The sequence below is a fragment of the Sphingomonas sanguinis NBRC 13937 genome (assembly GCF_001591005.1).
GTDB lineage: Bacteria > Pseudomonadota > Alphaproteobacteria > Sphingomonadales > Sphingomonadaceae > Sphingomonas > Sphingomonas sanguinis.
Genome location: NZ_BCTY01000041.1, coordinates 1 through 17,234 on the forward strand (window position 1 = coordinate 1; position 17,234 = coordinate 17,234).

Annotated in this window: 17 protein-coding genes; 6 read left to right on the plus strand and 11 right to left on the minus strand. The window is 65.9% G+C overall.

Going from position 1 to position 17,234, the window contains the following annotated elements; genetic code table 11:
- Positions 1–6 precede the first annotated feature (6 nt).
- The 3 genes from SSA01S_RS14425 to SSA01S_RS14435 all read right to left on the minus strand — a co-directional run bounded on the left by SSA01S_RS14425 (position 7) and on the right by SSA01S_RS14435 (position 2,461).
- Positions 7–1,323, minus strand: a complete 1,317-nt coding sequence (locus tag SSA01S_RS14425; RefSeq protein WP_170171477.1) for a sensor histidine kinase — start codon at positions 1,321–1,323, stop codon at positions 7–9.
- Between the two features lie 70 nt (positions 1,324–1,393).
- Positions 1,394–2,083, minus strand: coding sequence for a response regulator transcription factor (locus SSA01S_RS14430; protein ID WP_058715381.1), 690 nt, complete (start codon positions 2,081–2,083; stop codon positions 1,394–1,396).
- Positions 2,084–2,143: 60 nt separating this feature from the next.
- Entirely contained in the window at positions 2,144–2,461 is a 318-nt protein-coding gene (locus SSA01S_RS14435; RefSeq protein ID WP_156477827.1) for a PepSY domain-containing protein, read from the minus strand.
- A 113-nt stretch (positions 2,462–2,574) separates the two neighbouring features.
- Between SSA01S_RS14435 and SSA01S_RS14440 the strand changes: the two genes are divergently transcribed.
- On the plus strand, positions 2,575–4,359 hold the full coding sequence (locus tag SSA01S_RS14440) for an ABC-F family ATP-binding cassette domain-containing protein (protein ID WP_061780919.1): 1,785 nt from the start codon (positions 2,575–2,577) through the stop codon (positions 4,357–4,359).
- Between the two features lie 30 nt (positions 4,360–4,389).
- Here the strand turns inward: SSA01S_RS14440 and SSA01S_RS14445 are convergent, their stop codons facing one another.
- From SSA01S_RS14445 to SSA01S_RS14460, 4 genes are all read right to left on the minus strand, one after another.
- Positions 4,390–5,712, minus strand: a complete 1,323-nt coding sequence (locus SSA01S_RS14445; RefSeq protein WP_061780920.1) for a TadE/TadG family type IV pilus assembly protein — start codon at positions 5,710–5,712, stop codon at positions 4,390–4,392.
- Positions 5,713–5,714: 2 nt separating this feature from the next.
- Complete coding sequence (locus SSA01S_RS14450; protein WP_061780921.1) at positions 5,715–6,260, minus strand: TadE/TadG family type IV pilus assembly protein; 546 nt, start codon at positions 6,258–6,260, stop codon at positions 5,715–5,717.
- Positions 6,257–6,850, minus strand: coding sequence for a TadE/TadG family type IV pilus assembly protein (locus SSA01S_RS14455; protein ID WP_240955007.1), 594 nt, complete (start codon positions 6,848–6,850; stop codon positions 6,257–6,259). Before SSA01S_RS14455 ends, SSA01S_RS14450 begins: the two co-directional genes overlap by 4 nt.
- Positions 6,851–6,948: 98 nt before the next feature.
- Positions 6,949–7,692, minus strand: a complete 744-nt coding sequence (locus SSA01S_RS14460) for a dienelactone hydrolase family protein (protein ID WP_061780942.1) — start codon at positions 7,690–7,692, stop codon at positions 6,949–6,951.
- Between the two features lie 96 nt (positions 7,693–7,788).
- On the opposite strand from SSA01S_RS14460, the gene SSA01S_RS14465 reads away from it, so the two are divergent.
- The 3 genes from SSA01S_RS14465 (at position 7,789) to SSA01S_RS14475 (ending at position 10,749) form a co-directional block, all read left to right on the plus strand.
- Positions 7,789–8,406, plus strand: coding sequence for a DUF2238 domain-containing protein (locus SSA01S_RS14465; protein ID WP_061780923.1), 618 nt, complete (start codon positions 7,789–7,791; stop codon positions 8,404–8,406).
- A gap of 299 nt (positions 8,407–8,705) precedes the next feature.
- Entirely contained in the window at positions 8,706–9,485 is a 780-nt protein-coding gene (locus SSA01S_RS14470; protein ID WP_061780924.1) for an SDR family oxidoreductase, read from the plus strand.
- Positions 9,486–9,525: 40 nt separating this feature from the next.
- A complete protein-coding gene (locus SSA01S_RS14475) occupies positions 9,526–10,749 on the plus strand; it encodes a threonine synthase (protein ID WP_061780925.1) in 1,224 nt (407 codons plus the stop codon).
- Between the two features lie 310 nt (positions 10,750–11,059).
- On the opposite strand, the gene SSA01S_RS14480 is transcribed toward SSA01S_RS14475, so the two are convergent.
- The 4 genes from SSA01S_RS14480 to SSA01S_RS14495 all read right to left on the minus strand — a co-directional run bounded on the left by SSA01S_RS14480 (position 11,060) and on the right by SSA01S_RS14495 (position 16,161).
- Positions 11,060–12,310, minus strand: a complete 1,251-nt coding sequence (locus SSA01S_RS14480; RefSeq protein ID WP_217996062.1) for an arsenic transporter — start codon at positions 12,308–12,310, stop codon at positions 11,060–11,062.
- The gene (locus SSA01S_RS14485) at positions 12,307–13,413 is read right to left on the minus strand and encodes a metallophosphoesterase family protein (RefSeq protein ID WP_061780926.1); all 1,107 of its coding nucleotides are present in this window, start codon (positions 13,411–13,413) and stop codon (positions 12,307–12,309) included. Before SSA01S_RS14485 ends, SSA01S_RS14480 begins: the two co-directional genes overlap by 4 nt.
- Positions 13,410–14,696, minus strand: coding sequence for an MFS transporter (locus tag SSA01S_RS14490; protein WP_061780927.1), 1,287 nt, complete (start codon positions 14,694–14,696; stop codon positions 13,410–13,412). Before SSA01S_RS14490 ends, SSA01S_RS14485 begins: the two co-directional genes overlap by 4 nt.
- A 190-nt stretch (positions 14,697–14,886) precedes the next feature.
- Positions 14,887–16,161 (minus strand): MFS transporter, encoded by a 1,275-nt coding sequence (locus tag SSA01S_RS14495; protein ID WP_061780928.1) that lies wholly within the window; start codon positions 16,159–16,161, stop codon positions 14,887–14,889.
- A gap of 250 nt (positions 16,162–16,411) precedes the next feature.
- Between SSA01S_RS14495 and SSA01S_RS14500 the strand changes: the two genes are divergently transcribed.
- Positions 16,412–16,762, plus strand: a complete 351-nt coding sequence (locus tag SSA01S_RS14500) for a VOC family protein (protein WP_061780929.1) — start codon at positions 16,412–16,414, stop codon at positions 16,760–16,762.
- A 133-nt stretch (positions 16,763–16,895) separates the two neighbouring features.
- Complete coding sequence (locus tag SSA01S_RS14505) at positions 16,896–17,228, plus strand: protease inhibitor I9 family protein (RefSeq protein WP_156477828.1); 333 nt, start codon at positions 16,896–16,898, stop codon at positions 17,226–17,228.
- The last annotated feature ends 6 nt before the right edge of the window (positions 17,229–17,234 follow it).

A 17,234-nucleotide genomic window follows, 5' to 3' on the forward strand; every position in this document is an offset into this window, starting at 1 on the left:
CCAAACTCACCCCACCGCCGCCGGCAGCCTGAGCCGTACGAGCAGCCCGCCCAGGTCCTCGCTTTCCTCCAGCGCGACGGTGCCCCCATAAATCTCCGCCACGTCGCGCACGATCGCGAGGCCCAGGCCCGTGCCCGGCTTGCCGGTGTCCAGCCGGACGCCGCGATCGAAGATGCGAACGCGCTGGTCTTCGGGAATGCCGGTGCCGTCGTCCTCCACCAGAATCTCGACAAACCCGGCCTGCGCCGCCACCGTCACGAAGACGCTGCCGCCGCCATATTTGGCCGCGTTCTCGACCAGATTGCCCAGCATCTCGTCCAGGTCCTGCCGCTCGACATGGACCACCAAGTCCTTCGGACCGTCCACATCGATTCTGACATGGCGATAGAGCCGCCCGACCGCGCGCTCGACCGATTGCAGGCTGGGCCAGACTTCCGCGCGGCTGTGCGCCGATCCGCGCCGCCCGACCGCACGGGCGCGCGCCAGATGGTGGTCGACTTGGCGACGCATGGTCCGCGCCTCGCGAATCACGGTTTCCGACAAGTCATCGGCACGCGCGGTAGCGGCGTTCATGATGACGGTTAGCGGGGTCTTGAGCGCATGCGCCAGATTGCCCGCATGGCGCCGGGCTTCCTCGGCCTGTTTCTCGTTATGCTCAATGAGCGCGTTCAGCTCCTCGACCATCGGCGCGACCTCATTGGGCATGGCGTCCGAAATCCGGTCGGCCTTGCCCGCGCGCATCGCGGCAATTTCCTCCCGCACGCGGCGCAGGGGATAAAGCCCGTAAAAGGTCTGCATCGCCGCCATCAGCAGGAGGCCGATACCGAGTAACGCGAAGCTACGGATCAGCGTGCGACGCAGCGCGTCGATTTGCGAGTCAAGGCCGGGTCCCGAAGTGCGTTGTGCGACCTGAAACCGCCACCGCACGTCAGACCCGGGCAACTTCACATCGCGCTCGACGATGCGCAGTTTTTCATCAGGGAACTGCGTGCTGGTATAGACATGGATATTGTCGTCATTGTGCGGGGCGCCATAAGCGAGGCGTCGATCCCATAACGAACGGGAGGGAAAGGGCTCATGTCCCTTCCCCGACACCTGCCAATAGACGCCCGAGCCCGGTTCCAGAAAACCCTGGTCGGCAGGTTCCCGGTTGAACCATACCTCGCCCTGCGAATCGACCGCCGCCGACACCAGCAGCGACTGGAGCACATAGGCCTGGCGATCGTCGAAATTCTGGGTGACCGCCGATACCAGCAGCCGGTCGAGCGCAAAGCCACCACCCGTCAGCAGGACCAGAATCCATGCTGCCGCGATCAGGATCATGCGGCGCGATAGCGACCCTGTGCGCAGGGTCGGGCGCAGGGTGGCACCGTCCTTCACGAATCCGCCCGTATCAGTCGGCCGATGCCGCCGCACCGCCCGCCGCCGGATCGTCCAGGCTGTAGCCCAGGCCGCGAATGGTGGTGATGACATCCTGGCCCAGCTTCTTGCGGATGCGCGTCACGAACACCTCGATCGTGTTCGAGTCGCGGTCGAAATCCTGGTCGTAGATATGCTCGATCAGCTCGGTCCGGCTGACCACCTTGCCCTTGTGATGGAGCAGATAGGAGAGCAGCTTATATTCCTGCGCGGTCAGCTTCACCGGCTCGCCCGCGCGCGTGACCTTGCCCGAACGCGTGTCGAGGCGGACATCGCCCGCGGTCAGTTCGGACGAGGCGTTGCCGCTCGCGCGGCGGATCAGCGCGCGAAGCCGGGCGATCAGCTCCTCGGTCTGGAAGGGCTTGGCGACATAATCGTCGGCGCCCGCGTCCAGCCCGGCGACCTTGTCCGACCAGCTGTCGCGCGCGGTCAGGACGAGGACGGGCGTCGTCTTGCCCTCTTTGCGCCAACGGTCGAGCACGGTTAGCCCATCGATCTCGGGCAGGCCCAGGTCGAGGACGATCGCGTCATAGCTTTCGGTCGAGCCGAGGAAATGCCCTTCCTCGCCGTCCGTGGCGAGGTCGATGGCATAGCCCGCCCCTTCCAGCGTGGACTTCAACTGCTGGCCGAGATTGGGCTCGTCCTCGACGATCAGAACGCGCATCGTAAAACTCCCTGTACCTTCATGGCGTCAATGTCCTGGGATCGCCGACCGATCCGGCCATCAATCGTCGGTCCGACCGATAACCTTGCCCGTGCGACCGTCCACCTCCACCCAGATGACCGTGCCATTGCGCAGGAACTTGAGCGTGTAAACCGCCGCGCTCGCATCATAGTCGAAGCCGATATATTGCGAATCGCGCATGGTCGGCACCACCCGCTGTTCGATCTCGCGCAGCGACAGATTGCCTTCCTTGCGCTGCTGATAGGCGCGCATCTGGTCGCCGCGACGCTGATCGACCCCCATCATCATCGGAGGATCGATCATCGGGGGCGAGCCCATGGGTGCGGCGAGCAGAGCCAGAAGGACGGTCATCGACATGAAACTGGCATAGCGGGCAACCGTTGAACAGCCTCTGAATGGATCATGCAGCCGCGCGACAGCGCATGGGGTGCTTGCCGGGTTCCGCATCCGCCCCTAACTGCCACATCATCATGGCAGCACCCGTTCTTTCCTACGAAGACCTGGGCCTTGTTCAAGGCTCGGGCTGGCTCTTCCGGCATCTCGACATCCATATCGGTCCGCGCGACCGGCTGGCACTGATCGGACGCAACGGCGCGGGCAAGTCGACGCTGCTGAAGCTGATCGCCGGGATCATCGATTCCGACGAGGGACGGCGCATGATCGTGCCGGGCACTCATGTCGTCTATCTGGAACAGGACCCCGACCTGTCGGCCTGCGCCACGCTGATGGATTATGTCCTGTCGGGTGAGGGTGCGCCGGAAAGCTATGAGGCCGAAGCGATCGCCGGACAGTTGGGCATCGACCTGACCCGCGATGCCTCGACCGCCAGTGGGGGCGAAAAGCGTCGCGCCGCCATCGTCCGCGCGCTGGCGATGAACCCGGACGTGCTGCTGCTCGACGAGCCGACCAACCATCTGGACCTCGCCGCCATCGAATGGCTGGAAGATTGGCTGAAGCGCTTCACCGGCGCGTTCGTGGTCATCAGCCATGACCGCACCTTCCTGACCCGCCTCACCAAGTCGACGCTGTGGCTGGATCGCGGCCAGATGCGGCGCAACGAGGTCGGTTTCGGTGGTTTCGATGCCTGGACCGAACAGGTCTATGCCGAGGAACAGCGCGCCGCCGAGAAGCTGGACGCCAAGCTCAAGATCGAGGAGCATTGGCTCCACCGCGGCGTCACCGCGCGGCGCAAGCGCAACCAGGGCCGCCTGGAAAAGCTGATCCAGATGCGCGCCACCCGCGCCGCGATGATCGGGCCGCAGGGCGCCGCCAAGCTCGGCATCGCGTCGGACGATGTGAAGACCAAGGAGGTCATCAAGGCCGAGCACGTCACCAAGCGTTACGGCGACCGCACGATCATCAAGGACCTGAGCCTGAAGGTCACGCGCGGCGACCGGATCGGCATTGTTGGCTCGAACGGGGCGGGCAAGACCACCCTCCTCCGCCTGCTGACCGGCGAAATTCAACCCGACGAGGGCAGCGTGTTCCTCGCCAAGACGCTGGACGGCGTGATCATCGACCAGCAGCGCAAGCTGATGGCCCCCGAGAAGCGCGTGCGCGAGGTGCTGGCCGACGGCGGCGACTGGATCGACGTGCGCGGGGTCCGCAAGCATATCCATGGCTATCTGAAGGAGTTCCTGTTCGATCCCTCGCTGGCCGAGGCGAAGATCGGGACGCTGTCGGGCGGCGAGCGGTCGCGCCTGTTGCTCGCGCGCGAGTTCGCGCGTGAATCCAACCTGCTCGTGCTGGACGAGCCGACCAACGATCTCGACCTGGAGACGCTCGACCTGTTGCAGGAGGTGATCGGCGATTATGAAGGCACTGTCCTGATCGTCAGCCACGACCGCGACTTCCTGGACCGCACGGTGACGGTGACGCTGGGACTGGACGGGTCGGGGACGGTCGACGTGGTGGCGGGCGGCTATGCTGACTGGGTCGCCAAGCGCAAGGCGGCGCCCGAGGCGAAGAAGGCTCCGGCCAAGGCCGCGCCCTCCCCCGCCGCGCCCGCACAGACCAAGACCAAGCTGAGCTACAAGGACCAGCGCGACTATGAACTGCTGCCCAAGCGGATCGAAGAGCTGGAGGCGGGCATCGCGCGCGACGAGGCCAAGCTGGCCGATCCCGATCTCTATGCCAAGGACCCGGCCCAGTTCGACCGGCTGATGAAGGCGATCGAAAAGGCGCGCGAGGAGAAGGACGAGGCCGAGATGCGCTGGCTGGAACTCGCCGAGCAGGTCGAGGCACTGGCGGGCTGAGCCCCGCTCCTCGCCAGCCTGCGGTGCGCCTTATTTGGTGATGCGCGCGGTCGCCACAGCGGTCTGGAACATCACATCCAGCGCGCCATAGATATCCTGGTCGGTCGAGACCTTCGTATACAGGCCGGGCGACGCGCAACGCTGGAGCGCGGGCTCGATCTTGTAGAGATAGGGTGCGGCATTGCGCTGCGACCAGTCGTCGCCGGCCAGCGCGGACGGTAGATATTCGGTGTAGAGCACCGCGATGCGGACGCCCCGCGCCTTGATCATATCGCATTTTGCCGTATCGACCGCGAATTCAGGCTTGCCGTTGGCGCGAAGCTCGTCCCGCAGCCCATCGGTGATCAGGAACATGACCGCCTGTGGCTTATCCGTACCGATTCCGCTGCCCGGATCGGTGATCAACTGGCTGTTGATCTGGTCCATTGCATCGCTGGTGCCGGTATCGGCATCGTTATAGCCGATCTCGGTCGATTTGCAGGCAGAGGTCGGGCAACTGTTCTTGTAGAATAGCGATGGCGTCAGATTGTTCGTCGTGGTCGCCGCCTTCGGCATATCCGACGTCTTGGTCTGCAGAATCGAAAAGCCGCCCTTGCCGCGGAAGGTGGCGATCGCGATCTGATAGCTCGCACCGTTCTTGCTGGACGTATTGGTAGCATTGGTCGTCAGCTTGGACACCGCCGTGCCCTCGTCATCGATGCGCAACGTCAGGCCATAGGATTTGGCGACGCCGTACAAGTCGGTAACCTTTCCCTTCGCATCCTTGCCGGTCAAATCATTCGTCGAGTGGCAGGCGAACTGGCAGTTGCTCGCATTGCTGGCCCCCACCTTGGCCAGGCCCGCGCTGGTCGTCGGCAGCGCCATCGATCCGGACACGTCGAGCAGCATGTAGAAATCGATACTGGGCGCCACCGCGTTGGTCGTCGCCGAATTGCCCGTAATGGTCAGATTCTGCACGCCCAGCAGGCTGGCGAACATGTTGTTCGACACCGCCGCATAGGTGACGGTCGCATTGCGGCGGCCGCTGGCATCGGTGGGCGTCTGGATGGTCAGGCTGGTCAGCGTCACGCTGCCCGTGCCGATCACATTGGCGGCCATGGCGCGGAACAGCGCCTCGGCATTGGTCTTGGCCGTACTGTCCGAGGTTCCCATCGCAGTCTTGCTGACCGCCGACAGCGCCGCCGCATCGGCGATCGCATTCAGCTTGGTCTGCGCCTGCATGGCACGGGCATAGTCCACGCCCATGCCGATCGACGCGGTCAGCACGGGCAGCCCCAGCGCAAACATCATCAGGACGTTGCCGCGCCGATGACCGGCCAGGTCGCGGATCAAGGGGAATTGCGTCCTCGCCATCGTCACGGACAATCCGGGCAGTTGATCTGGTCGGTATTGCGCGGGACCATGTAGATCGAGTCCCGCAGGGTCATCGGCCCGATCGCCCCAAAGGACGAGGGCGGGGTATAGGCATAAGTGACCTCGGCCAGCAGATAATAGGTGTTGGGCTGCAGCATCGCGGCCGGCATGGTCATCGCGGTGCCGGGCGCATAGCGCGTGGTCTTGAACCCGCGGCTCCACTTCGCCGTCGCCTTGTTGTTCGCGTCGATCGCGATCTCCGTCACCCGGATCGTGGCTGGTGCCGATGAAAAGGGCAGCAGCACCTGGGACGCGGCGTTCAGATTGTCGTCGACCTCGGCCGCCGAGATCGAGCCGGTCGTGTTCTGCGAGATCAGGTCGGCGGCGGCACGGGCGGTGCTGGTCACCTTGCGATCGCACGCGATGCCATCCTGCAACTGGACCCCGCCCAGATAAAGGACCAGCATCACCGGCAACACCAATGCGAATTCGACCATCGCGACGCCCCGGACGTCGCGCATCGCCGCCCAGGCGCGTGGCCGCATCATGTAAAGGCTTCCGACTTGGAGACGGAGGTCGCCATCAGCACCGTCTGCCCGGTGCCCGCCGCGTTCAGGTCGGCGGTCGGCGCGACCTGCATCGGCCAGAGATAGATGAAGCGCACCATGACCAGCGCCCCCTGCCCGCCCAGATTATAGGAGAAGGCGTTGGTCGGCTTGCCGCTGCTATCGAAGGTCAGCGGCAGGCTATTACCGCCCAGCCCCGCGCTGTTCGTCGCGCTGCGCACATCGACATAGAGCCGGGCGCAGGACATGAAGCCAGGCAGGCCCGCACAGGCCGCCTTGCGAAAGCGCTCGGCCAGCTGGGCCTGGGTCAAACCCTGACCGCTCGACGCGATATCCGCCGCCTGGGCCTGACCGGTGACGATGCTGCGCGCCGACACCTCGACCGCGCTTTCCAGCGCTTCCTGCGCGAAATAGGCCAGGCTGGTCTGGAGTATCGCCAGCATCAGCGCGACGAAGGGCGTTGCCACCAGCGCGAACTCGACGATGGCCGCCCCTCGCCGATCCGCGAGAATCGGACGCTTCGTGCCCAGACGGCAACGCGAAAGGTGGTAGGACAACATGGGCGGGAGCATCTCTCTTCCCGCCCATAATGGTCAGAATTCGTTAAACTTCGGCAAATGCCGACGCCAGCGTAACGAGTTTTAATCGGTGCAAGGACGGATCGTCGCGTCTACCGCAAGGCCCGCGCGTACAGAGCCAGCGTCCAGTTCATCGCCTGCAGAAACAGCGCAGGGTCGTAGCGCGGCCCCTCGTCGCGCAGAAAGGCGTGCTGACCCGCGACCTCATGCCATTCATAGAAGGCCCCGACCGCTTCCAGCCGCGCCCGGATCGCCTCGCGCCCCGCATAGGGAACATGCGGGTCCTGCCGTCCCCAGACGAACATCGCCTCGGCCTTCAGTTCGTCCATCCGCGCCAGGCTGTCGTCGCTGCGCCCTTCGCCCAGCGTGCCCGAATGGATGTCGGTGGCATAGAAGCACGCCGCCGCGCCCACGCGCGGATCGAGCGCGGCGCGGTAAGCCAGATGCCCGCCCAGGCACACGCCAAACGTGCCCAGATGCCCGTTGCATGCGGGATGCGCGGCCAGCGCGGTCAGGCCTGCGGTCGCATCGGCGTCATAGGCGGCCACCGGCTTGGTGAACTTCAGGTCGTTGCCCCGGTCCGTGCCCGGCTTGTCATAGGCCAGCACCGTGCCCGCAGGCTCATATTCATGATAGACCTCGGGCACCGCGACGACATAGCCCTGCCCCGCCAGCATCGCCGCCAGCCGCCGGATCGGGGCGGTGACCTGATAGATTTCGGAAAACAGCAGGATGCCGGGAAAGCGCCCTTCGATGGCGGGGCGGAACAGGTGTATCCGCATTGTGCCGTTGCCGGGCACCTCGACATCCTGGGTCTCGTCGCTGCGTATGATCATGGCGGGCCTGTCCTGGTTGATGGCCTCGCCCATCGCATCCCGTTGAAGGCAGGGCAATCGGGTTGCGCGGACCATAGCCGTCGCTATCGTCGGGGCATGTCGGGGAGCAGGATGCGGCTGGCGCTGTTGAGCGTGGTCTGGATGGTCGGGCTGATCGCCTCGGGACTGCATCCGTTCGACCGGGCGACCTGGTGGATGGAGGTCGCGCCGGTGCTGGTCGCGCTACCTTTGCTCTGGGGATGGCGACGGCGCTTTCCGCTGACCGGACTGGCGCTGGTCCTGATCGGGGTGCACGGCCTGATCCTGATGCTCGGCGGCGCGTACAGCTATGCGCGGGTGCCCGCCGGGTTCTGGGTACAGGACTGGCTGCATCTGGCGCGCAACCCCTATGACCGGCTGGGCCATTTCGCCCAAGGCTTCGTGCCCGCCATCCTCTTTCGCGAATGGCTGGTCCGGCGGGGTGGGCTGACGCGCGGCGGGATGCTGACCTCTCTGGTCATCGCGTGTTGCCTGGCCGTCAGCGCGACCTACGAACTGATCGAGTTCGGCGCGGCGATGGCGATGGGCCAGGGCGCGGACGAATTCCTGGGGACGCAGGGTGATCCGTGGGACACGCAATGGGACATACTGATGTGCCTCATCGGCGCGATCGTGGCGGTGGTCACGCTGTCGCGGGTGCATGATCGGCAGATGGCGGGGGTGGTCGAGCGGTAATTTTGTTCGCGCGGAGGCGCGGAGACGCGGAGGTGTCTGGATCTGCCGCGCTGTCGCACACCCTTTCGATCGGAAGACGAAATCGATTGGTGGTGAATGGAGGCAGCCTGCGGCTGGGCGAGACTCCTCCGCGTCTCCGCGCCTCCGCGCGAACAAAAGAGATGAAGCGGACACCGCTCCGTGGTAAAGTTGGACCAACACCGGGAGTTTTCGAAATGATCCAGCGGCACCGCTGACGCGGCAAAGGTAAATTCGGGCGGCACGCATCGCCCCCCTGCCCCCATCATTTCGAGAGATTTATGCCACGCTTGCAGAACAAGACGTGCGTCGTCACGGGCGCCGCGCGCGGGATCGGCCATGCCATCGCCCGCCGCTTTTACGAAGAAGGCGCGACCGTCATCCTGACCGATCGCGATGCCGACACCGGCGTCGCAGCCGCGGAGAGCATCGGCTGCCGCTTCGAGCCGCTCGACGTTTCGGAAGAAGCCGACTGGGCGCGCCTCGCCCATATCGTCCCCACCGCCGATGTCGTCGTCAACAATGCCGGGATCACCGGGTTCGAGGACGGCTATGTCCCGCATGACCCCGAGCATGCGTCGCTGGCGGACTGGCGCGCGGTGCACCGGGTCAATCTGGACGGCACGTTCCTGGGCTGTCGCTATGCCATCGGCGCGATGAAGGCGGCAGGCACCGGCTCGATCATCAACATTTCGTCGCGCTCGGGCCTGGTCGGCATACCGGGCGCGGCGGCCTATGCCTCGTCCAAGGCGGCGATCCGCAACCACAGCAAGACGGTCGCGCTCTATTGTGCGCAGGCAGGATGGAAGATTCGCTGCAACTCCATCCATCCCGCCGCGATCCTGACGCCGATCTGGGAGCCGATGCTGGGCGACGGCCCCGACCGCGCCGCGAAGATGGCCGCGCTCGTCGCCGATACGCCGCTCAAACGCTTCGGCGAACCGGACGAGGTGGCGGCGGTCGCGGTGATGCTGGCCTCGGACGAGGCGACCTATATCACCGGATCGGAGTTCACCATCGACGGCGGGCTGCTCGCGGGATCGGCGGCGAGCCCGGGCTAAGCCTATGGTGTCGGGCGGTTTCGGCCGATAGGCTGGGGCCATGAATCGCAACCTCACCGAAGACCGCCCGACCTTCGTCACCCATCTGGAATGCTCGCTGACCGGCGAGCGCTATGAGGCGGACCAGCTTCACGGCCTGTCGCGCGCAGGCCGCCCGCTGCTGGTCCGCTACGATCTGGAGGCGCTGGGCCGGGCGGTGTCGCGCGACACCATCGCCGCGCGCGAGACGGACTTGTGGCGCTGGCGCGAACTGCTGCCCGTGCGGCGCACCGACAGCATCGTCTCGCTGGGCGAAATCGAAACGCCGCTGATCCCCATCCCGCGTTCGGGCGGCGGATCGGTGCTGGTCAAGGATGAGGGGCGGCTGCCCACCGGCTCGTTCAAGGCGCGCGGGCTGGTCATGGCGGTGGCGATGGCGCGCGAGCTGGGCGTGACCCGGATCGCGATGCCGACCAACGGCAATGCGGGCGCGGCACTCGCCGCCTATGCCGCGCGCTGCGGGATCGAGACCGTCATCCTCTGCCCGGAGGAAACGCCCGAAGTGAATGTCCGCGAGATCGCCGCCCAGGGCGCGCGCGTCTGGCGGGTCAACGGCCAGATCGACGAGTGCGGCGCGATCGTCGGGCGCGGCGCGGCTGAGGGGCGCTGGTTCGACTTCTCGACGCTGAAGGAACCGTACCGGATCGAAGGCAAGAAGACGATGGGGCTGGAACTCGCCGCTCAGTTGGGGTGGGAGTTGCCCGATGCGATCTTCTACCCGACCGGCGGTGGCACCGGCCTGATCGGCATGTGGAAGGCGTTCGACGAAATGGAGCGGCTGGGCTGGATCGGATCGAAACGCCCACGGATGTACGCGGTGCAGGCGAGCGGCTGCGCCCCCATCGTCCGCGCTTATGAAGCGGGCGAGGACCATGCCGAACGCTGGGAGGATGCCGCGACGGTGGCGGCGGGCATCCGCGTGCCGAAGGCGGTCGGCGACTTCCTGATCCTACGCGCGGTCCGCGAATCCGGTGGCGCGGCGCTGGCGGTGGGCGACCCGGCGATCCTGAAGGCGGTGGAGGATTGCGCCAAGAAGGACGGCCTGCTGCTCTGTCCCGAGGGCGGCGCGACGCTGGCGGCGTACCAACAGGCGGTGCGCGACAATCTGGTCGATGAGGATGAGCGCGTGGTGCTGTTCAACTGCGCGACGGGGCTGAAATACCCGATGCCCGAGGCGGGGCAGTGGCTGGACAAGAACGGGGCGATCGATCTGGGGGCGCTGTAGGTTACACCCCTATATCCCCGTACTAGAGAATATTCCTATTGTCATCCAAATCGCCACCCCTGAAAAAAGGGCGGCAGCAAAAGCGATATTGAACGCCCGCCGTTTCAACGAGAAAAAGAAAACAGCCAAACCTAGTACGAGGGCAGGTATCGTTATAATCAGAGCGAATACGGCCACGTGCCATTCTCTATACCCGATAAGTGACAGGTCCGAGAACACAGGAATTTGATTTAGGGAATTCCTTAGCGCCGAACAATTCCTGTCCTGCATTTCCTTGGCTTTTCGCCAAGCCAACGGTGCACAAGGCGATTCACCCGATCAGCAACCGAATCCCCAACGTCGCCAGCAACGCCAGCGGCATCGCGATCGCGCCGACCTTCAGGAAGGCGAGGAAACTCACATCCTCCCCCTCGCGCCGGATCGCCTGGAGCCACAGGATCGTCGCCAGCGAGCCCGTGACCGACAGGTTCGGGCCGAGGTCGACACCAATCAACAACGCGTCGGTGACGATCTGCGGCGGATGCGCCTGCGCGATCGCGCTGCTGGCGACCAGCCCGGCGGGCAGGTTGTTCATCGCGTTGCTGACAAAGGCCAGCGTCGTGCCTGACACCGCCGCCGCCCGCGTCGGGTCGACCAGCATGTCACGCAACCCCCGCGCCACCCAGGCAATCACGCCCGTCCGGTCGAGCGCCTCGACCAGCACGAACAGCCCCGCGACCAGCGGCAGCACGCCCCAGCTGACCGACCTGGCCAGCGTCAGCGGCGAGCGCCCCGCCAGCAGCGACACGATCACCGCCGTCGCGATCCCCGCCAATGCGGTCGGCAGGCCCAGTTCAATGTCCAGCGCCGATACGACGAGCAGCAACAGCGCCGTCAGCCCGATCCCCAGCATCGCCAGCTTGCCTCCCATCGACAGCGGGTCGCGAGTCACATCACTCTCGCAGTCCCCCGCGATCCGCGCCCGCTGGGTAAAGCGCAGCACCGCGAAGGTGACGAGGATCGACGCCAGTGACGGAAGTGCGAACGCCGCCATCCATGCGCCCAGCGGCGGCATGTGCCCACCATAGAGGACGAGGTTCGCCGGATTGGAGATGGGCAGCACGAAGCTCGCCGCATTGGCGATCAGCGCGCAGGCGAACAGCAAAGGCAGCGGATCGGCCTTTGCCTTCTTGGCCGCGACGAACACGGCGGGCGTCAGCACGACGGCGGTCGCGTCGTTGGACATGAAGGTCGTGACGACCACGCCCGTCGCGTAGACCAGTGCAAACAGCTTCGCGCGTGAGCGCCCCGCCATGTTGACGGCGGTCGCGGCGATCCAGTCGAACGCGCCGTGCTCGCGCGCCGTCTCGCTGAGCAGCATCATGCCGATCAGGAACAGATAGACGTCGGTGCCCTTCGCCACCGCCTGCCCCGCCTCACCCAGCGGCATGAGGCCGAGCACGATCAGCAGCACCGCGCCCGCCACCGCCCAGATCCATTCGGGCCAGCGCATCGGCCGCGCGATCACACCCGCTGTGGACAGCCCCGCAATCGCCCAGGTGGCTCCGTATGCCAGCGTCACCATCCGCACCCATTCTTGTTGGGCCCGAGCTGGGCACCGTCGATCCCGGCGATAGGCCAGGCGCCGATCGCGTGGCAATCCTCGCCGGGTGCTACAGGCAGGCGACGCTTCGGGATGGCATGGGCGTCGCGGACCAGACAGTCGATCCGGTCATAACCGTCACCGCAGCGGACTTCGATCGCGTTCAGCCCTGCCGCCAGCGTCACGGTCGCCCGCCACAGGCCGTCCTCGCCCCGCGTCATCGGCGTGTCGCTATCGCCGACCCGCGCGACCGGCTGTCCTTCCGGGCCGAACAGCCGCGCGACGATCTCGACCGCACCCGGCCGAGGCACGTGATGCGGGTCGGTCGGGCGGGTGATGAGCCGGACATCGCCCGGCGACACGATCTGCACATGCGGCCAGGCCGCATCCAGCCGCCGGAAGCGCCAGCTGACCACCCGGTCCTCAACACAGACGATGGTGAAGCCCGGTGCGCCGCCATCCTCCTCGATCTGCGCCGTCGAGCGGGTCGCGCCATAGATCACGCGGCCGTCGTTCAGCAGCTCGTTATAATGCGTATGGCCGGTGTCGACGAAGGCGACCTCGCCGTCGATGAGCTGGCGCGCGATCGTGTCACCGTCCGCCGCCAGATCGCCGGGATAGGCATGCATGAAAACCAGCGGCACTTCGCCCAACGCCTTGGCCCGTGCCAGCTCCTCGGCCAGCTTGTTGCGGTGGTGCATGGTCAGCCGGAAATCGGGACCACCCGCCCCCGCCGACACCACGTCGAAAAACAGGCAGCGATGCCCGGCGATCACCTCCATCTCGGGGCGATTGGCCTTGGGGATCGCGGCCTCATAGTTCACCAAGTCGCCCGGCTCGAAATCATGGTCGCCGGGGATGATCCGCCACGGCAGCGACAGTGTCGCAAGCGCGTCGATCATCTGGGCATATTGCTCGGGTGTACCGTGATTGGCGTTGTCGCCGGGCACGAAGACGAAGTCAGCAGCGCTCATTCGCGCATTCACCTGCGCAACGATGGTCTTCAGCCGGTCGAGGCCCTGCCAGTCATCGGCTTCGTCCAGATGCAGGTCGCCGATATGGACCCAAGCGATGCCGCTCATGCCTCGGCCTCCTCGGGCTTGGCACCACCGGCGCAGGCGGGGCGCAATGTGCCCGCAAAGCCGATCCACAGTCCCAGGCTCGCCACCGCGAAACCGCCGAGAATGTAGAAGGCGATGTGATAGCCCAGCTCCTGCGCCAGCCAGCCGCCGATGGCGGGCGACAGCGACGCGCCGACGCCCTGGATGGTCATCACCGCGCCCTGCCCGACATTGACCCGGCCGGTGCCGCTGAGCAGGCACGCCACGAGGCCCGGTACCGCCACGCTCTGAAGGCCCGCGCCGATGCCGTCGAGCGCTTGGACCGGCCATACGCCCCAATGCTCGATAAAGGTGCCCGCCAGAAATCCACGCAAGGGGAGCGCGGCAAACGAGATCAGCAGGACCAGCCAATAACCGCGCCCGGCGGCGACCTTCATCGCCAGCAGGCTGGCGACGATCATCACCGCCTGCGCCACCATGACGGTGGTCGCGGTGAACATCGCCGCATCGCCCTTGCCGGCACCGACCACGGCCATGCCGTACAGCGGCAGCATCGCACCGTTGCCCAGGTGGAAGCAGGCCAGCGCCCCCGCCAGGATCAGCATCGGCTTGTTGGACAGCAGCGCCTTGAAACCCTCGGCCTGGCCGCCTTCCTGATCGTCGCCGTCGTCATCCTCCAGCCCGCGCGCGGCGCGGTGATCGATGGCGCGCTCCGGGATCGACAGGACCGAGATGATCGCCAGCACGCCGAACGCGGCGGCGAGGAAGAAGATGGCGGGCATTCCGAACTTCCAGCCCAGATAGCCCGACAAGCCCGCGCCGACCATGTTGCCCGCATGGTTCCACGCCTGATTGCGCCCGTTCTGCGCGTTGAAGCCCTTTTGCCGCACAACGCCCAACGTCATGCCGGTCACCGCCGGGCCGATCGCGGCACCGGCGATCGCGGTCGCGACCTGGCTGAACCCGACGACCACGCCCGCCTGCGACCAGAGGATCAGGAAGGAGGCGAGCACCGTGCAGATGCCGGTGATGACCACCACCCAGCGCTTCTTGTCGGTATGATCGATGAACGCGCCCGCAGGCACGGTCATCACCATCCCCGCGACGCCGCCCAGCGTCATGACCGAGCCGATCGGCCCGGTCTGCCAGCCGCGTTGTTGCAGGAAGACGCCCAGGAACGGGCCGATCCCCGCCTGCATGTCCGCCATGAAGAAGTTCAGTGCCTGTAACCAGCGTGTCGCGCGGCGGCGATCCGCGGCGGCGGCCGGTTGCTGTGATCGGTCGGATAATGCTGCCGTGGCCATGAGGGGTCTCCGCGCTGTGCGGGGGCCCAACCCGGAAACACTTTGAAATATCCGAGACATTGCTGATTTATATTAGAAGGATGTGGGCCGAATGACGCAAACGATTGACGTTACGGCAAAACTTGGGCGACCGGTCGCTGGCCGCCGGTCACTCCATGTCAAAAACTTCATGATTGCCGGACGAAACTTGTCAGCCTGGGCGAGGCAGCCTCCGCTCGACCAGCACGACGCCCAGCGCGGCCAGCGCGGCCAGCGCCAGACAGGCCGCCAGGAACAGCATCGGCGCGGTGTCGCTGGCGGTGCGGTCGCGGATGGCGGGAACGATCGCTTGGGCGATGAAGCCGCCCAGATTGCCGACCGAGTTGATCGCGGCGAACCCCGCCGCCGCCCGGGCCCCCGACAGGAAGCGCGGCGGCAATGTCCAGAAGGCGGGCTGCCCCGAAAAGATCGCTGCCGCCCCCAGGCTCAGGCAAGCGAAGCGCAGCGGCACCGGCTCGACCACGACGCTCAGGATCAGCAGGACCGCCCCCGCCAGCGCCGGTCCCGCCGCATGCCAGACCGGGTTGCGGTGCCGCGCGGCATGGCGGGGCACCGCCCATAGCGCCAGCGCGACCAGCGTCCAGGGAATGATGCCGAGCAGCCCGTTGACCGTATTCGACACCCCGAACCCACGAATGATCGTCGGCAACCAATAGCTGAGCCCATAGGCCGCCAGCGGAAAGCCGATATAGACCAGACACAGCAGCAGCACGCGGGGGTCGCGCAGCACCGACAGGATGCTGCCATGCCCGCCATCTGGCTCCCCCGCCGCCAGTTCGGCCGCCAGCCAGTCCTTCTTTTCCTGCGTCAGCCACCGCGCGCTGCCGGGCTCGCGCGGCAGCGCAAACAGCACGACCGGGGCCAGCGCGATGGCGGGCACGCCGGTCGCCAGGAACACCCATTGCCAACCCGCCAGCCCCAGCGTCCCGTCCTGGTCGAGCAGCCACCCGCCGACCGCGCCGCCCACCGCATTGGCGACCGCGCTCGCCAGCATGAACAGTCCCACTGCCCGGGCGCGGTAACGCACCGGGAACCACAGCGTCAGGACATAGAGCACGCCGGGAAAGAACCCCGCCTCGGCCGCGCCGAGCAGGAAGCGCAGGACATAGAAGACCGTCGCATTGGGGGTGAAGGCCAGCGCCACCGTGACCGCCCCCCAGCTGGCGATGATCCGCGCGAACCAGCGATGCGCCCCGACCCGGTGGAGCAAGACGTTGCTGGGCACCTCGAACAGGAAATAGCCGATGAAGAACAGCGACGCGCCCAGCCCGAACGCCGCCTCGCTCAACCCCAGCGCGCCGACCATCTGCAACTTGGCATAGGAGATGTTCTGCCGGTCGATATAGGCGACCAGATAGAGCAGGCCGAGCAGCGGCATCAGTCGCCACATGATCCGGCGGACGGTCGCCTGTTCCAGCGCGTTCATGCTCTCTCCTGCGTTTCTTTCCCGCCCTTTCCATCCTGGTTCGGGACTTTGGGCCAGCCGCCCTTGTCGGCGGATCGCTTGCCGAAAGCCACCGCTAAAGCCGGAGAATTCCGCCGAAAAGCATCGGATCAGCACCCGATGGGCAACACGGGGGCCATGCGTCGACGCTTCGCCACAACAGACCGGACGGGACTAGGCAGACGCCATGGCTTGCGGCACGATCGGCCCGCACTCCGAAAGACACCGCCCGATGAACCACCATGTCGTCGCCATCGTCCCCGCCAACGACATGGACGAAAGCACCGCCTTCTACCGGCTGCTTGGGTTCGAGGTTGCGGCGGATTTCGGCCAGTATCGCATCCTGGAGGACGGACGCGGCTGGCACCTCCACCTGAACCACATGCCCGGCTGGCCGCCCCGCGTGGAGGACAACCCCTTCGGCCTGTACCTCTATGTCGAGGATGTCGATGCGGTGGCGGACAAGGTGCGCGACCGAATCATCGAACCCGGCACGCCGCATCCCAAACCCTGGGGCACCTATGAATTCGCGATCAGCGATCCGACCGGGGTGCTGGTGCGGATCGGGCGGGTCTTGGCGTGAGCCGGGCGTAAACGGCCATGCCAGACGGGCCTCATGGCCCCTTGAGTGACCGACTGGCAGGCAGAGACTTCATACAAGGTACAGGGGCCGCGATTATCCTCTGGTCCGAAACGACCGGAAGGACAGGCGCACCTTGAAACCGATGACATTTATACATGCGGCAGCGGGCGTGCTCGTTTTCTCAACGCCCGCTTGGTCGGCACCTGTCCGTGCATCGGCACAACCGGCGGCGACGCATTCGTCATTCATCCTGTGGTGCGATTGCGACACGCCGAGCAAGCGCGCGCGCATCCAAAGGAAGATTGCGCAGGCCGGTGGCAAGGTCTTCTATGTGTACGAGCAGATGGGCGGTTTTGCGGTCACGGCCCCCGCCTCGATGGAAAAAAAGCTGCGCCGGATATCCGACGTTTACGGCGTATACCCTGACCGGGTCATAAGGCTCGGCGAGCCGGGCGGACCACAATAGGTTGCC

Bases quoted from the DNA above. Each gene is read 5' to 3' on its own strand.
- SSA01S_RS14425 (WP_170171477.1), bottom strand. From the start codon at position 1,323: ATGATCCTGATCGCGGCAGCATGGATTCTGGTCCTGCTGACGGGTGGT.
- SSA01S_RS14430 (WP_058715381.1), bottom strand. From the start codon at position 2,083: ATGCGCGTTCTGATCGTCGAGGACGAGCCCAATCTCGGCCAGCAGTTG.
- SSA01S_RS14435 (WP_156477827.1), bottom strand. From the start codon at position 2,461: ATGTCGATGACCGTCCTTCTGGCTCTGCTCGCCGCACCCATGGGCTCG.
- SSA01S_RS14440 (WP_061780919.1), top strand. From the start codon at position 2,575: ATGGCAGCACCCGTTCTTTCCTACGAAGACCTGGGCCTTGTTCAAGGC.
- SSA01S_RS14445 (WP_061780920.1), bottom strand. From the start codon at position 5,712: ATGGCGAGGACGCAATTCCCCTTGATCCGCGACCTGGCCGGTCATCGG.
- SSA01S_RS14450 (WP_061780921.1), bottom strand. From the start codon at position 6,260: ATGATGCGGCCACGCGCCTGGGCGGCGATGCGCGACGTCCGGGGCGTC.
- SSA01S_RS14455 (WP_240955007.1), bottom strand. From the start codon at position 6,850: ATGCTCCCGCCCATGTTGTCCTACCACCTTTCGCGTTGCCGTCTGGGC.
- SSA01S_RS14460 (WP_061780942.1), bottom strand. From the start codon at position 7,692: ATGATCATACGCAGCGACGAGACCCAGGATGTCGAGGTGCCCGGCAAC.
- SSA01S_RS14465 (WP_061780923.1), top strand. From the start codon at position 7,789: ATGTCGGGGAGCAGGATGCGGCTGGCGCTGTTGAGCGTGGTCTGGATG.
- SSA01S_RS14470 (WP_061780924.1), top strand. From the start codon at position 8,706: ATGCCACGCTTGCAGAACAAGACGTGCGTCGTCACGGGCGCCGCGCGC.
- SSA01S_RS14475 (WP_061780925.1), top strand. From the start codon at position 9,526: ATGAATCGCAACCTCACCGAAGACCGCCCGACCTTCGTCACCCATCTG.
- SSA01S_RS14485 (WP_061780926.1), bottom strand. From the start codon at position 13,413: ATGAGCGGCATCGCTTGGGTCCATATCGGCGACCTGCATCTGGACGAA.
- SSA01S_RS14490 (WP_061780927.1), bottom strand. From the start codon at position 14,696: ATGGCCACGGCAGCATTATCCGACCGATCACAGCAACCGGCCGCCGCC.
- SSA01S_RS14495 (WP_061780928.1), bottom strand. From the start codon at position 16,161: ATGAACGCGCTGGAACAGGCGACCGTCCGCCGGATCATGTGGCGACTG.
- SSA01S_RS14500 (WP_061780929.1), top strand. From the start codon at position 16,412: ATGAACCACCATGTCGTCGCCATCGTCCCCGCCAACGACATGGACGAA.